Annotated in this window: 11 protein-coding genes; 4 read left to right on the top strand and 7 right to left on the bottom strand. The window is 70.5% G+C overall.

From position 1 onward, the window contains the following. Window positions 1-31: 31 nt before the first annotated feature. A complete protein-coding gene (locus GT755_RS04465; RefSeq protein ID WP_161478382.1) occupies window positions 32-1,252 on the top strand; it encodes a serine hydrolase domain-containing protein in 1,221 nt (406 codons plus the stop codon). Here GT755_RS04465 and GT755_RS04460 read toward each other — a convergent pair. Then, entirely contained in the window at window positions 1,249-3,033 is a 1,785-nt protein-coding gene (locus tag GT755_RS04460) for a multicopper oxidase family protein (RefSeq protein ID WP_202609575.1), read from the bottom strand. The two genes, GT755_RS04465 and GT755_RS04460, sit on opposite strands and share 4 nt — an antisense overlap. 74 nt (window positions 3,034-3,107) lie before the next feature. Between GT755_RS04460 and chrA the strand changes: the two genes are divergently transcribed. Then, window positions 3,108-4,223, top strand: coding sequence for a chromate efflux transporter (gene chrA / locus GT755_RS04455; RefSeq protein ID WP_202609574.1), 1,116 nt, complete (start codon window positions 3,108-3,110; stop codon window positions 4,221-4,223). Window positions 4,224-4,249: 26 nt separating this feature from the next. On the opposite strand, the gene GT755_RS04450 is transcribed toward chrA, so the two are convergent. The 4 genes from GT755_RS04450 to GT755_RS04435 are packed head-to-tail and all read right to left on the bottom strand — an operon-like array spanning window position 4,250 to window position 10,729. Further along, a complete protein-coding gene (locus GT755_RS04450) occupies window positions 4,250-5,047 on the bottom strand; it encodes a DeoR/GlpR family DNA-binding transcription regulator (protein WP_161478381.1) in 798 nt (265 codons plus the stop codon). After that, complete coding sequence (locus tag GT755_RS04445; protein WP_161478380.1) at window positions 5,044-6,339, bottom strand: family 4 glycosyl hydrolase; 1,296 nt, start codon at window positions 6,337-6,339, stop codon at window positions 5,044-5,046. The genes GT755_RS04450 and GT755_RS04445 overlap by 4 nt, the downstream gene beginning before the upstream one ends. A 53-nt stretch (window positions 6,340-6,392) precedes the next feature. Further along, window positions 6,393-8,387, bottom strand: coding sequence for a DUF4832 domain-containing protein (locus tag GT755_RS04440; protein ID WP_161478379.1), 1,995 nt, complete (start codon window positions 8,385-8,387; stop codon window positions 6,393-6,395). After that, window positions 8,387-10,729 (bottom strand): DUF4832 domain-containing protein, encoded by a 2,343-nt coding sequence (locus GT755_RS04435; RefSeq protein WP_161478378.1) that lies wholly within the window; start codon window positions 10,727-10,729, stop codon window positions 8,387-8,389. Before GT755_RS04435 ends, GT755_RS04440 begins: the two co-directional genes overlap by 1 nt. A gap of 145 nt (window positions 10,730-10,874) precedes the next feature. On the opposite strand from GT755_RS04435, the gene GT755_RS04430 reads away from it, so the two are divergent. Both GT755_RS04430 and GT755_RS04425 read left to right on the top strand, forming a co-directional pair. Next, entirely contained in the window at window positions 10,875-11,762 is an 888-nt protein-coding gene (locus GT755_RS04430) for a carbohydrate ABC transporter permease (RefSeq protein ID WP_161478377.1), read from the top strand. A gap of 11 nt (window positions 11,763-11,773) precedes the next feature. Beyond that, window positions 11,774-12,637: a carbohydrate ABC transporter permease gene (locus GT755_RS04425; protein WP_161478376.1), complete on the top strand. Its 864-nt coding sequence runs from the start codon at window positions 11,774-11,776 to the stop codon at window positions 12,635-12,637. On the opposite strand, the gene GT755_RS04420 is transcribed toward GT755_RS04425, so the two are convergent. Both GT755_RS04420 and GT755_RS04415 read right to left on the bottom strand, forming a co-directional pair. Next, the gene (locus GT755_RS04420) at window positions 12,607-13,764 is read right to left on the bottom strand and encodes a Gfo/Idh/MocA family protein (protein ID WP_161478375.1); all 1,158 of its coding nucleotides are present in this window, start codon (window positions 13,762-13,764) and stop codon (window positions 12,607-12,609) included. The genes GT755_RS04425 and GT755_RS04420 overlap by 31 nt on opposite strands. 9 nt (window positions 13,765-13,773) lie before the next feature. Then, complete coding sequence (locus GT755_RS04415; protein WP_202609573.1) at window positions 13,774-15,093, bottom strand: hypothetical protein; 1,320 nt, start codon at window positions 15,091-15,093, stop codon at window positions 13,774-13,776. Between the last annotated feature and the right edge of the window lie 97 nt (window positions 15,094-15,190).

Genomic DNA, 15,190 nt, shown 5'->3' with positions numbered 1-15,190 from the left:
CACGAGAGAACACCGCGACAAGGAGCTTCACATGAGTGAGGGCGGCTTCACCAAGACCGGGCTGGACAGGCTGCGCGGCGTGCTGGCGCGGCACGTCGACTCGGGGCGCATCCCCGGGGTGGTGGCCCTGGTCAGCCGGGGCGAGGAGACCCACGTCGAGACGCTCGGCACGATGCGCCACGACGGCGGCCCGCCGATGCGGCGGGACACGATCTTCCGGATGGCGTCCACGTCGAAGCCGGTGGCGCACGCGGCGGCGATGGTGCTGCTCGACGAGTGCCGGCTGCGCCTCGACGACACCGTCGAGGAGTGGCTGCCGGAACTGGCCGGCCGCCGGGTGTTGACGCGGATCGACGGTCCGCTGGACGACACCGTGCCGGCGCGGCGCCCCATCACCGTGCGGGACGTGCTCACCTCCACCTTCGGCCTCGGCATGGACATGACGGCGCTGGGCACCCCGATCATGAACGCCGTCTTCGAGCAGGGCCTCACCCCCAACCTGCCGGTGGAGATGCCCGAGCCGGACGAGTGGATGCGCCGCCTGGGCACGCTTCCGCTGATGTACCAGCCCGGCGAGCGCTGGCAGTACCAGATCAGCCACGACCTGCTCGGCGTGCTGGTGGCCCGGGTCACCGGCCGGACGTACGAGGCGTTCCTGCGGGAGCGTGTCTTCGGCCCGCTGGGCATGACCGACACCGGCTTCCACGTGCCCGCCGAGAAGATCGACCGGCTGCCTGTCCTCTACGCCCCCGACCCGCAGACCGGTGAGTTCCACGTGTGGGACGAGGCCCGGGACGGACGCTGGAGCAGGCCCCCGGCGTTCCAGGGCGGCGGCGGGGGCCTGGTCTCCACCGCCGACGACTACCACGCCTACTTCCGCATGCTGCTCAACGGCGGCGTCCACGAGGGCGAACGCATCCTGTCGCGCCCGGCGGTGGAGCTGATGACCACCAACCGCCTCACGCCCGAGCAGCAGGCCGCCCGCCACGCCATGGCCGTCGACAACGTGCACGTGTCCTTCGGCCAGGGCCAGCACGGCGGCTGGGGCCTCGGGATGGCCGTGCGCACCCACCGAGGCGACTACGCGCCGATCGGCCAGTTCGGCTGGGACGGCGGCAGCGGCACCTCGACCTACGCCGACCCCGTGACCGGCGTCACCGGCATCCTGCTCACCCAGGTCGGCGCGTCGGTCCCCGACCCGATCCGCCTGATGCACGACTTCTGGACCACCCTCTACCAGGCGATCGACTAGACGACCTGCCACGGGCGCATCATCTCGTTGTCCTCGTGTTCCAGCATGTGGCAGTGCTGGATGTACGTCGCGGGCGTCGCGGCGCCGGTGGGCAGGTCGAAGCGCAGGACGATCCGGGTGACCATCCCCGGCTGCGCCACCGTCGTGTCCAACCGGCCTCGCTCCCGCTCCTCGGGCGCGACCGCCGGGCCCCGCAGGTAGCGCTCCAGCACCGGCCTGCCTTCCGGCCGCCGCCCACCCGCGATCCACGCGTCGTACGCCGCCCGGTAGCCCTTCGTGTCGAGGCGCTGGCGGTCGAGCACGTGGAACTGCACCAGGTGGACGTGCATGGCGTGCCCGTCGCCGGACAGGTTCACGTACTCCCAGATCTCCGTCGTCCCCACCTTGGGGAAGTCCTCCACCGGGTCGTCGAAGAAGCGCTGGTTGATGGCCAGGTGGGTGGACTTCCCCTTGGCGTCGCGGTTGGCGATCAGGACGAACCGCCGTCGTGGCAGGCCCGGCGTGGGGCTCGGAGAGGGGAGGGGCGGCAGGCGCAGCCGGTCGGGCGGGACGCTGGGGTCGGGGCCCGACCGGGGCTGAGTGACGTGGAACCGCATGATCTCCGGCATCGGGACGTCCTTGCCGCCCTGCGGGTAGGGCGTGGGGGCGTCGTTCATCATGGTGATCCTGCTGCCCGGGGCGGCGTCGGTGAGGTCGAGGACGACGTCCAGGCGACCGGCCGGGGGGATCAGGACGTCGGTCAGCCGCAGCGGGGCGGCGCGGAAGCCGCCGTCGGTGCCGATCAGCCAGAAGGGCCGCCGCGCGCCGCCGTCCTGGAACCAGAAGTGGAAGTAGCGCTGGTTCGAGCCGTTGAGCAGGCGCAGCCGGTAGCGGCGCGGTTCGACGTCCAGATAGGGGTAGGCCTTGCCGTTGACCACCGGGATCGCGCCGAAGAAGTTCGGGTTCCATTTCGGGTGGTAGGGCGTCGGGCCGGTGTCGGGGTAGGACAGCGCCCCGCCGGGCGTCAGGTCGCGGTCCTGGAGGACGAGCGGCACCTCGAAGTCGCCCTCCGGCAGGGCCAGGCTCTCCTCGACCTCGTCGCGGATCAGGTAGAGCCCGGCCAGGCCCGCGTAGATGTTCAGCCGGGTGATCGCCATGGCGTGGTCGTGGTACCAGAGCATCGTGGCCTGCTGCTCGCTCGGGTAGGCGTAGACGACCTCGTTCGGCCGGGCCCCCGGCATGGTCGTGTACGTGGGCCCGTGGCGTCCGTCGGGGGTGAACCACGCCTCGGGATGGCCGTCGAACTGCGGCGGGTCGAAGCCGCCGTGCAGGTGGGGCACGGTCCAGACGTTCGGCAGGGCGGGGAAGTCCTGCGGGTTCCGGCCGCCCGGCGGGTCGGGCGGCACGCCCGGGACCTCGCGCCAGAGGGTGTCGTCGACCGCCGTCTGAAGCAGATGGGTGGCCGGCAGGTCGTTGCGGTAGCGGACCACCACGGGCGTGCCGCGCCGGGTGACCAGCGCCGGGCCGAGATAGCCCAGTCCCACCCCGCCGGGGGCCTGGTAACCCCAGACCTCCGTGGCGGGCAGGTCGCGGTGGAAGCTCCAGGAGGCCTGCCGCATCGTCAGCTCGTAGTAGTCGGAACCGGGGAAGACGGACCGCTGAGGGGTCGGCGTCGGCAGCCGGGGCACGGGGTCGACATACTTGGCCAGGGTGGTTTCGCGGCCGAGCTGTTCGAGGGCGTGCAGGCCGGTGAAGGCCGCTCCCGTGCCCAGCGCGACCTGGGCGAACTGTCTTCTGGTCAACTTCACCGAAACCCCCCGAATGTGATCAATCGACTACTTCCCGTCACCGGGGCGGGTAACCAGAGAGGACCGGCGTGCTGCGCGAGGTGATGGTCGTTTTCCTCAAGCTGGGCGTCATCGCCTTCGGCGGGCCGGCCGCGCACATCGCGATGATGCGCGACGAGCTGGTCCGCCGCCGGGGCTGGGTGACCGACCAGCGGTTCGTGGACCTGATGGGCGCGACCAATCTCATCCCGGGCCCCAACTCCACCGAACTGGCCATCCACCTCGGCTACGACCGGGGCCGGTGGCGGGGGCTCATCATCGCCGGGGTCTGTTTCATCGTCCCGGCCGCGCTCATGGTGACGGCCCTGGCCTGGGCGTACGTCACCTACGGGAGCACCCCCGAGGTCCAGGGCGTCCTGTACGGGGTCGTCCCGGCCGTGATCGCGATCATCGCCCACGCCCTGTTCGCGCTGCTGCGCACGGCGATCAAGAACGTCTGGCTCGCCGTCCTGGCGGTCGCGGCCCTGGCGGCGTACTTCCTGGGCGTCAACGAGTTGCTGATCCTGGCGTCGGGCGCGCTCCTGGCCGCCGCCGCCCGGTCGGCCCGCCGGGGCGTGCTCGCCGTCCCGCTGATCGGCCCGATGGCCGGTGGCCTGCCGGTCTTCCCCGACCCGACCGGTGGGCAGCTCACCCAGCTCTTCCTGACCATGCTGAAGATCGGTTCGGTCCTGTACGGCAGCGGCTACGTGCTGCTCGCCTTCCTGCGCGGCGACTTCGTGGAGCGGCTCGGCTGGATCACCGAGCAGCAGCTCGTCGACGCCGTCTCCATCGGCCAGGTCACCCCGGGCCCCGTCTTCACCACCGCGACCTTCGTCGGCTACCTCGTCGCCGGTCCCGTCGGCGCGTTCCTGGCCACCGTGGCCATCTTCCTGCCGTCGTTCCTGTTCGTCGGCCTCCTCACCCGGCTCACCGACCGGCTCCGCTCCGCCGACTGGACCTCCGCCCTGCTCGACGGCCTGAACGCCGCCGCCCTGGCCCTCATGGCCGGGGTCTCCTGGCAACTCGGCGTCACCGCGATCGTCGACCCGCTCACGGCCGCCGTCGCCGTCGTCACGCTGGTCCTGTTGTGGACGACCCGGCTCAACAACGCCTGGTACATCGCCGCCGGGGCGATCGTCGGCCTGGCCCACGCCCTGCTCACGTGATCACCGGGCAGCTGGGGGATGGTCCGCTAATCGACCAGTTCGACGGCGATCCCCTCGTCGCGCAGCACGCCGACCGTTCCCGGGTCGGCCTCCCGGCCGGTGATCAGCATGTCCACCTCGGACAGGGCGCAGACCGGAGCCAGGCCGGTGCGGCCCAGCTTCGAGGAGTCGGCGACCACCACGTGGCGGCGCGTAGCTCCGAGCATCTTGCGCTTCATCTCGGCCTCCAGCAGGTTCACGCCCGTGATGCCGGACGCCGCGTCGACCCCGTGGCAGGCCAGGAAGAGCGTGTCGGCGTTGATGCGGTCGAGCATCAGCGCCCCCAGCGGGTCGACCAGGGCGTGGGTCGCCGGTCGTAGCGTTCCACCGGTCAGCAGCACGGTGATGCGCGGGATCGCCGGCTCCAGTTCGACCGCCACCCGCAGGCTGTTGGTGAAGACCACGACGTCGGTCAGCTCGGGGCGGGCGACCAGAGCCCTGGCCAGGAACGTCGTGGTGGTACCTGCGTCGATGACCAGGCTCTCGCCGCTGGCGACCAGGCCGGCGGCGTGGCGGGCCAGGCGGGTCTTCTCGACCGCGGCGCTGCCCAGCGACACCTCGAACGACGGCTCGGCGGGGCGGACCGGCCTGGCCGGGATCGCGCCGCCCCGCACCCGGCGCAGCGAGCCCTGCCGGTCGAGCAGCTCCAGGTCGGCGCGGATGGTCACGCTCGTGACGCCGAAGAGCCCGGCCAGGTCGGTCACCCGGACGAACTCGTGTTCCAGCACCATCGAGACGATGCGCTCCCGGCGGGTGTCCGCGGCGACGTCCGCCACGTCGGTCATCGGCGCCCGCCCCGCAGGCCCGGCGGCAGCAGCGCGCCGTGGGCGTCGGCGAGTTCGTCGCACAGTTCTTCGATGGCCGCCAGGGGCAGGGTGGCGGAGGTGTTGGGGTCGAGCATCGCCGCTTGGTACACCGCCGATCGTCTCTCCTCCAGGGCCGCGGTCACGGTCAACTCAACCACATTGAGGTAGGTCCGGTTCAACGCCGCCAGGTGGACGGGCAGCGCGCCGATCGGCACCGGGTGGACACCCGCGCCGTCCACCCGCGCCGGGACCTCCACGCAGGCCTCGGCCGGCAGGTTGTCGATCAGGCCGTGGTTCGGCAGGGTCAGGTAGACCTCGCGCGGCACCCCGGTGATCATCGAGTGGATCACCTCGGAGGCCATCTCGAAGTGCTTCCACCGCGCCAGCAGCGGCTCGCCGGCGGCCAGCGACCCGCGCAGCCGCTCGTAGGAGTCCAGTTTGCGGGCGCTGCGCCGCAGCGCCTCGTCGACCGGCAGGCCGAGCCGCTTGACCTCGTCGTCGTGCGGGAGGAACCACGGCACGTACTCGGCGGCGTGCTCGCTCGACTCGGTCGGGTAGTGGCCGAAGCGCCGGTAGATCTCGCTGCGGACGTCGTGGTCGCCCGCGATCAGGGGGTCGAGGTCGGGGTAGAGGGAGCGGCCTTCGCTCTCGAACCGCAACACGAAGGACTGGTGGGTGACCCCGGCCGTCCGGAAGACGATCTCGTCGAGTTCCCGTCCGACCAGGTCGGCCAGCAGGGCGTGGGTGTCGCGGACGGAGTGGCACAGGCCCGCCAGGTTCAGCGGCGGACCGGCCGCCCGGACGGCCCAGCAGAGCGCGGCCATCGGGTCGGTGTAGGTGAGCAGCCACGCGTCCGGGCAGCGTGCGGCCATGTCGGCGGCCAGGGCGAGCATCTCGGGGATGGTGCGCAGCGCGCGGAAGAGGCCGCCGACGCCGATCGTGTCGCCCAGGGTCTGGCGGAGGCCGTACCGGCGGGGGATCTCCAGGTCGCGGAGCAGGGCGTCGTAGCCGCCGACGTCGAACTGGCAGATCACGAAGTCGGCGCCGTCGAGCAGGGCGGGCCGGGTGGGCGCGGCGTCGAGGCGGGCGTGCGCGCCGCTCTCGGCGTCGAGCCGCCGGGCCAGCGCCTCGGCGGTGGCGAGCCGTCCGGGGTCGACGTCGTGCAGGGCGATGTGGAGGGCGCCGGCGAGGTCCGTACAGGAGAACAGATCCGAGAGGATCTTGCGGGTGAGTTCGACGTTGCCGGCTCCGGTGATGACGATCTTGGTCATCCGAAACCTCCCGGGAGGGGCGGCCACCGCCCGGGGACGGTGGCCGCCCGCTCCTACTCGAAGCGGATCTCGTCGATGGTGATGGTGGAGTTGCCGCCGTACCAGAAGCCCATGGCGAGCTGGCTCGGCGAATTGCGGTTGATGCCGTTGGCGGCCATCGGGATGCGGATGTCCTGGTACGTGGTCGTGATGACCGGGTGGCCGCCGCCGTCGAGGGTGTAGTCGCCGAACAGCTTGGTGGCGCCGCCCAGCCCCAGATTGAAGTGGTTCTGCTCGCCGCCGGAGGCGCCCTTGACCCGGACCACGAGGTGGGTCCTGGACGTCAGGTCGACGCCGACGTCACTGCCGAACCAGCCGCAGTTGTTGTAGCGCAGGCTGAGCGCACCACCCGTGACGACGCCGGAGCCGCCGCCGTCGAGGAAGCAGTTCGCGCCGGTCCACTTGCCGAGGTCGTTCTGGGACGGCCAGGCCGGTGTCCCGTTGAAGTCGTCGAGCACCAGCCCGGTGGGACTGGGCGACGGAGAAGGCGAGGGCGACGGCGAAGGTGACGGTGACGGGCTGGGAGACGGTGAGGGTGAGGGGCAGGTGGGGGCGCACTGGCCGACGGTAAAGCTCGGGGCCAGCACGTTGTAGCCGCCCGCCGCGTGCCAGGTCCCCGTGTTGGCGAACCTGATCGAGTAGTCCGCCCGCGACCGCAGGCCGGTGGCCTGGTCGGGCAGCCACAGGCCCAGCCGGTAGGACCCCGGCACCACGTTCGGCGGCACCGTCACCGTCTGGGTCGCCAGCGTGTGCGCGCCGGGTGTCCAGCGGCGCGGGTCGAGACCCGGCACCGGGATGTCGTACCGGCGGGCGCCGTCGTCGAGCACCAGGAACACCGGGCGCTGCTTGACCGGCCCGGCCCACCCGTCGTTGCTCAGGTTCGCCGAGAAGGTGAGCTGCCCGCCGGGCTGCGCCGAGTCGGAGAAGTTCGCGTTCACGAGGCGGAGCCGGTAGCCCATCTTGCGCTTGAGCCGGACGAACGCCGTCTCCGCCGGGTCGTTGCCCGACGCCGCCAGGTTGGTGGCCTTCCACTTGTTGGTGTTGACGGCCGCGTAGTCCTCGTTGATCTCGGTGAAGTTCAGCTTCGACATCTCGGCCTGCACGTTGACCCCGGCCGCGTCGTTGTAGCCGTCGGAGTTGCAGGTCTCCCCGCCCGTGATGGTGTTGAAGCCGGTGGACGTCATGCGGTCGTACATCCACTGCTTCTTGACCTCGATGTCGAACCAGCCCATCCAGGAGTTGTTGTCGTAGGTCCCCATGTCGTTGTAGTCGGCCAGGAAGCAGTCGTTGTGGAAGCCGATCCGGTCCTTCTGCGCCTGGGTGAGCGAGGGCGCGTCCAGCATCTCCTTGATGAAGATCGGGTAGCGCATGGCCAGCGGGATCGTCGCCGGGGTCGTCTCCAGGATCCTCGTGACGATGCGGAGCCGGGTGGCGTACTGGTCCTGGTTGAACGGGTCGGAGTAGCTGCCGGTGTGCCACTCGCCCCACGCGCCCAGATACCCGGTCTCCAGGTGCGCCACCACATCGGCGTTGGCGGTCAGCACCGCGCCGACCTGCGTGATGTGGCCGAGGATGCGCGCCTCGGGCACGGAGGCCCAGCCGTCCCAGGTGTAGGCCGGGCGCAGGACGATCTTCAGGCCGGCCGCGCGGACCGCCGCGAGACCGCTCGCCAGGTTGCCGAGCAGGGCCTGCGGGAGGGTGTCGGTCCCGCTGTACTTGTCGAGGTGCAGGTAGCTGTGGACGAGCGTGTTGCCGTTCTGCCTCGCCCGGGTGAAGGTGCGGTCGAGCAGGTCGGGGTTGAATCCGGGGATGGTGGCCGCGTTGACGTAGTCGTTGACGGCCGGGTCGTCGATGATCTCGTAGCGGTTGTGGTAGCCGCGCTCGGGGTTGGCGATGACGGTGGCGAGGTCGGCCTGGTAGGTGCGGGTCTGCGCCTCGGCGGTGCCGATGACCAGGCCGGTCACCATCAGGGCCGCCGCCGCGACCACGGCGCTCGTTCTTCTCGGCATCATTCGAACCGGATCTCGTCGATGGTGATGGTCGAGTTGCCGCCGTACCAGAAGCCCATGGCGAGCTGGCTCGGCGAGTTCCTGCTGATCCCGTTGGCGGTCATCGGGATGCGGATGTCCTGGTAGGCGGTGGTGATGACCGGGTGCCCGCCGCCGTCGAGCGTGTAGTCGGCGAACACCTTGGTCGAGCCGCCCAGCCCCAGGTTGAAGTGGGTCTGCTCGCCTCCGGAGGCGCCCCTGACCCGCATCACCAGGTGGGTCTTGGACGTCAGGTCGACGCCGACGTCGCTGCCGAACCAGCCGCAGTTGTTGTACCGCAGGCTCAGCGCGCCGCCGGTGACGACGCCGGAGCCGCCGCCGTCGAGGAAGCAGTTGCCGCCGGTCCACTTGCCCAGGTCGTTCTGCGAGGGATAGGCCGGGGAGCCGTCGAAGTCATCCAGCACCAGGCCGGATGAGGCGCCGGGGTCGGTGACGACGGTGACGGTGTTGCTGACCGGCGAGAGGTTGCCCGCCGCGTCGCGCGCCCTGACCGTGTAGGCGTGACTCGTCGAGGCCGGCAGGCCGGAGTCGGTGTAGGTCGTCCCGGTGACGGCGGCGACCTGCGTGCCGCCCCGGTACACCTGGTAGCCGGTGACCCCGACGTTGTCGGTCGCCCCGCTCCACGCCAGCGACACCGACGACGAGGTCTTGCCCGTCGAGGTCAGCGTGGGTGCGGTCGGCGCGGTGCAGTCGCCGGTGCAGGGCCCGCCACCGGTGCTGACCGCGCCGAGGTTCACCCAGCCGTCCGAACCCTGGTTGGCGTTGGCGAACGACAGCGGATAGGGCGGCCGCCACCGGTCGATCGTGAAGTCGGACAACCGCGTCGCGGCCGGCCGGTTGCGCAGCACGGTCTGGGTGACCGCCTCCAGCGGGTTGCGCACCCGCAGCACCAGCGAGTACGTCCCGGCGGGCACCCCCGACGTGCTGAGGTTCGCCGAGAAGTTGACCGGGCGGCCGAAGTCGAGGTACTCGGCGGTGTTCCAGTCGGGGAACGCGCGGATCCGCAGCGGCTGGACCGTCCGGATGTCCCAGTCGGTGTCCCACGTCTTCACCACGGTCCCCGCGCTGTTGCGCAGGCCGAGCACGAACGTCCACGGGTAGTAGAACGGGGCCACCCCGTCGTTCTGGACGGTCACCCCGACCTTGAACGTCGAACCGGCGGAGGCGTTGAAGTTGGCCTGCGGGATGTGCAGGTTGTAGCCCATCTTGCGGACCCCGGCCGCCACCTTCGGGTCGGTCGGGCTGTAGCCGCCCGCCCCGGTCTGGTTGATCATCCACGAGATGTGGGTGAGCTCGGTGGCCGCGAGCACGTCGTCGACCTGGCCGCCGCCGGCGGGGTAGTTGGCGTACAGCGAGCCCTGGATCTCGGGCCGGGCCTCGCCGCCGATCGACTGCTCGGTCCACCGGTTCTCGGTGCCGGTGTCGAGCATGATCTGCGTGAACGCGTCGTCCCAGCCGTTCATCGACCGGGGCAGGGTCATGCTCTTGAGCTGGTTGCCGCGCCACTCCTTGTAGGGCCACGAGTCGTCGTGGAAGCCGATGTCGGCCGACTCCGCGCCCGCCAGGCCGGGGTAGCGCACTTCGAGCTGGAGGTTGTCGAAGGCGTTGTCGTAGGCGTTGATCAGGGTGCGGATCGTGGTGTCGCTCGGCATCAGGTTCGGGTAGCCGTCGGCGGTGTCGCGGTCGTACGGCCACGTGTGCCACTCGCCCCACAGGCCGACCAGGCCCAGCGACATGAAGCCGGCCCGGGGGTCGTCGTCGTAGCGGGCCGCGAAGGCGTTGATGAAGCCGACGAACGCGGCGATGACGTCGGGGTCGTCGTAGTCGGGGCTGACGGTGCCCCAGAACCCGTTGGTGCGCAGGGCCATTTTGCCGTTGAGGCAGGGCGGGATGCCGTTGCCCGGGTGGGAGCCGGTGCCGCCGGGATACTCGACGTAGAACCGGAAGGCCAGCTGGCGGCCCCAGACGGCGGCCTCGTCGAGGGCCTTCTCGAAGACCGTCCAGTCGAAGACCGAACAGCTCGACGGGTCCTTCATGACCTCGTTGAGGGCGAAGTAGCTCCACAGGACGCCGCCCGGGAACTTCGCTCCGTAGTCGTCGCCGGGGAACAGGTAGGGCGCGAACCCCTTGAGGGGCTGGCCGACCGGCGTGTCGGCGTACGTGTAGGTGTGGGTGGTCAGTGAGGTGTCGGGGGCCGGACCGGCGGGCGGCCGGGGCGGCGGACCGGCCGCGGCCTCGGCGGGGAGGGCCTGGCCCAGGAGCAGGGTCGTGAGGGCGGTCAGGGCGGCGAGCCATCGCTTCATGGGGGCCTCGGTTTTCACATCGAAACCTGGACGTAACGAATTACAAACAGGAATCTTCGCTTTCGCAACCCTCTGTGAGGTACTTATGATTAGCTCTTGACAAATTTTCGCTAGCCTACATCATTACTTCCGGAAAGGGGCGCGCATGCAGGCGGTTCTGAGGAAGCGTGACGACCGGGTGGCCGGCTGGTTGTTCCTGCTGCCGGTGCTGATCGGTTTCCTGATCTTCTACGCCTATCCGACCGTCCGCGGCGTCTGGTACTCCTTCACCGACTACAGCCTGCTCAACGACCCCGCCTACGTCGGCGCCGACAACTACCGCGAGCTGGTCGGCGACGAGCAGTTCTGGAACGCCCTCAAGGTCACCGCCTACTACGTCGTGGTGAACATCGGCTCCCAGACGTTGATCGCGCTGGGCCTGGCCGCGCTGATGCACCGGCTGACCCGGTCGGTCGTGCTGCGCGCGGCGCTGCTCGTCCCGTGGCTGGTGCCGAACGTGACCATCGGCCTGTTGTGGGCCTGGCTGCTCGACCCCGACCTGGGCTTCGTCAACCACCTGCTCGGCCTGGCCGGCCTCGACACGACGTTGTCGTTCAACTCGCCCACGTGGGCGATGCCGCTGGTCGCGCTGGTCAACAGCTGGGCCTACACGGGCTACACGGCGCTGCTGCTGTACGCCGGGATGCTGCAGATCCCGCAGGGCCTCTACGAGAGCGCCTCCATCGACGGCGCGGGGGAGGTGCGCATGTTCCGGTCGATCACGCTGCCGCTGCTGCGGCCGATCATCGCGCTGGTGCTGGTCGTGTCGCTGATCGGCTCGTTCCAGATCTTCGACACCGTCGCGGTCGTCTACGGCGGCAAGGCGCCCATCCCGGAGACCCGCGTCATCTACTACTACATCTTCCAGCAGGCCTTCACCTACTTCCACATGGGCTACGCCGCCGCCGTGGCGATGGTCCTCGTGGTCGTCCTCGGCGTGCTGACCGCCGTACAGATGCGGATGCTGCGCGCGTCCCGGTCGGACCTGGGCTAAGGAGTCCCCCCATGCTGAAGCGCGTCTCCTGGCTCGCCCTGGCCGCGGCGCTCGTCGTGACCGTCTTCCCCTTCTACTGGATGATCCGGACGGCGCTCACCCCGGCCGCCGACCTGTTCCGCGACTCGACCGCGTTGTGGCCGTCGAACCCGACCCTGATCAACTTCACCCGCGTGCTCGGCCTGGTCTCCTCGGAGGAGGCCAGGGCGGCGGGCGGGTCGGGCGCCGAGATCGACTTCCTGCTCTACACGGCGAACTCGCTCGTCTACAGCGGCCTCATCGCGGTCGTGCAGACGCTCTGCTGCGCGATGGCCGGCTACGCGTTCGCGCGGCTGCGCTTCCCGGGCCGGGACCTGGTGTTCGGCGTCATCGTCGCGGCGCTGATGGTGCCGCCGATCTTCACGCTGCTGCCCAACTTCGTGCTGGTCAAGCAGCTCGGCCTGGTCAACACCTTCCCCGGGCTGGTGCTGCCGAGCCTGCTCATGACGCCGTTCGCGGTGTTCTTCCTGCGGCAGTTCTTCCTGTCGATCCCCCGCGACGTCGAGGAGGCCGCGACGCTGGAGGGCATCGGCCGGTGGGGCATGTTCTGGCGCATCGTGCTGCCGATGAGCCGGGGGCCGCTCATCACGATCGGGCTGACCACGATCGTGTGGAGCTGGAAGGACTACCTGTGGCCGCTGCTCGTCGGCAAGGCCGAGGAGACCCGCGTGCTCACCGTCGGGCTGGGGGTGTTCCTCCAGCAGTCGCCGAACCGGGCGCCCGACTGGACCGGCCTCATGGCGGGGTCGGTGCTGTCGGTCGTCCCGGTCCTGCTGCTGCTCGTCTTCCTCGGCCGTCGGCTGGTTCAGTCGCTCAACTTCTCCGGCATGAAGTAGCGCAGCGTCGCGGCGTCGAGCGGGGGCACGTCGAACGGCGTGCCGCCGTCGCGCAGCGACAGAGTGGCGAGGTAGCCGGCCGCGACGCTCATCCGGGCCGCCACCGGCGAGGTGTCGGTGGGCCCGCCGTGGCGGGCGAACCGGAGGAACTCCTCGATGATCGCCTCGTCCGCGCCGCCGTGGCCGCCCGTCGCCTCGGGCACCCGGTAGGTCGCGTCCGGTTCCCGGTAGGCCGACTGCCCGCTGTTCCACACCCGCACGACCGAGCCGGGCCCGTCGCCCAGGTTCTCCAGCCGGCCGCGGGTGCCGATGACGGTGTAGTTGCGCCAGTAGTCGGGGCTGAAGTGGCACTGCTGGTAGGCGGCGATGACGCCGTTGTCGAGCCGCATGTTCATCACCGACACGTCCTCGACGTCGATGCGGTGGTGCAGGCCGGTGGAGGACTCCGGCGGCCAGGGCCACTCGCGCAGCCAGCCCTCGGCCGGGGGCGTGCCCGGCGGGCGGCGGTCGAGGTCGCCGTACACCATGAGGTCGCCGAAGGCGCTGACCCGTTCGGTGTAGCCGCCGGCCAGCCAGTGGATCACGTCGATGTCGTGGGCGGCCTTCTGCAGGAGCAGGCCCGTGGTGCGGCGGCGGTCGGCGTGCCAGTCCTTGAAGTAGTACTCGCCGCCGCGCCCGACGAAGTGCCGCACCCAGATCGTCTTCGGCACGCCGATCTCCCCGCGCGCGACGACCTCGCGCATCAGCCGGACCACGCCCATGTGCCGCATGTTGTGGCCCAGATACAGGCGGGTTCCCGTCTCGGCGGCCGTGCGCAGCACCTCGTCGCAGTCGTCGATCGTGATGGCGAGCGGCTTCTCCAGGTAGACGGTCTTGCCGGCGCGCAGCGCCGCGACGGCGATCTCGGCGTGGGTGTCGTCGGGCGTGGCGACGAGGACCGCGTCGACGTCGCTCTCCAGGAGGTCGCGGTAGTCGGTGAAGGTGCGCTCCGCGGGGAGCCGGGTCAGGGCGGCCGGGTCGGTGTCGCACACGGCGGTGATCCGGCACCCCCGGCCTGGGCGGTGGGCGGTCGCGGCGAGGGTGGAGCGTTGTCCGGCGCCGATCACGCCCAGGCGGAGGTCATGCATGTCGCGTCCTTAGTGCGTTCGGCCGAGGGTGAGCCAGCCGGTCAGGGTGGTGTCCTGCCCGGCGTTGGCGAAGCGTAGCGGCACGCCGTTCCCAAGCGGGTTGGCGGCCCGCATGACCAGCGTGTGGTCGCCCTTCTTCAGGCCGGGGAGCCGGGTGCTCAGCTCGACCGGGGCGCCGGGCAGGACGCCGGTCAGCTTCCAGGGCGTCGTCCACGTCCGGGCGATCCGGCCGTTCCTGACGGCGGCCACCTCGACCGGCCAGTCGTAGGGGAACGGGGCGACTCCGTCGTTCTCGATCCGGACGGCCACCTCCGGCCCCCCGATGCGCACCTCGCGCACCCGCAACGAGTAGCCGAGCGACTTGGCCGCGGCCAGCGCGGTGTCGTAGGCCGCGCCCGTGTATCCCGGGCTGAAGGCGTAGTGGTTGAGCAGCCACGTCACGTGGGTCTGCGCGACGCTGCCCGCGAAGTCGCCCTCGCAGGCCCCCGAGAACAGGCAGCCCTGCAGCTCGGGCCGCAGCTCCCCGGCGACCGTATTGGTCTTCCACTTGTCCGCCGTCCCGGCCTGGTTCATCAGGTCCATGAAGTGCCAGCCGGGACCGGGCAGGGTCGAGAAGACGAACGAGTCGTCGTGGTAGCCCATGTCGAGGGCCGCGTTGTCGGCGCCCGGATAACGCACCATCAGCCGCGTCTCGTCGAAGGCCGCGTCGTAGGCGCGCAGCACCCGCTGCTGCAACGCCGGGGAGGCGAACCAGTTCTCCGTGCCCGGGTCGCCGTTGTGCGGCCAGGTGTGCCACTCGCCCCAGAAGCCGAGCAGGCCGAGCTGGACGAAGCCGATCCGGGGGTCGCCGTCGTAGCGGCGGCCGAGCGCGGCGATGAACACGTCGAGCGCGGCGACCAGGCGGGGGTCGTCGTAGTCGGGGGACACGCTGAGGCCGTCGTTGCCGAAGTCGTCGTACGGCCGGGTGAGCAGCCCCTGGTCGAGCAGGAACCGCGGGATGCCGCTCGGTTTGGCGGGATAGTCGAGGTAGAAGCGGAACGCGGTCTGGTGTCCCCGGGCCGCGATGGCGTCGAGTCCCTCCTCCAGGGCGCGCCAGTCGAACCGGCGGGGGCCGGTCATGACCGCGTTGAGCGGCAGGTAGAACCACTCCATCGAGTGCGGGAACGTCGTGTGGTCGCCGGCGTACGGGATGAAGCCCTTGAGGGGGTTGGCGGCGGGTTCCTGACCGGCGGCGAGCGGCCGCCAGCCGGGGTGGGCCTCAGCCGGGGTGACCAGCAGGACCGCCGTGATCAGGGCGGCTAAGAGCATCCGGGCAGGTCGGGGCACCATCGGGCCTCCAGTGCGAGACTTATGAGTCAGCCTTGACAAATTTTCGATGCGCCACATCATTATTCGGGAGAGCCCCCAAGGCAAGAGGGAACTTTTC

The sequence above is a fragment of the Herbidospora solisilvae genome, from assembly GCF_009901565.1.
In the GTDB taxonomy this organism is placed as follows: domain Bacteria; phylum Actinomycetota; class Actinomycetes; order Streptosporangiales; family Streptosporangiaceae; genus Herbidospora; species Herbidospora solisilvae.
Note: the sequence above shows the minus strand (reverse complement) of the source record. Positions and strands in the feature narration are given on the sequence as shown.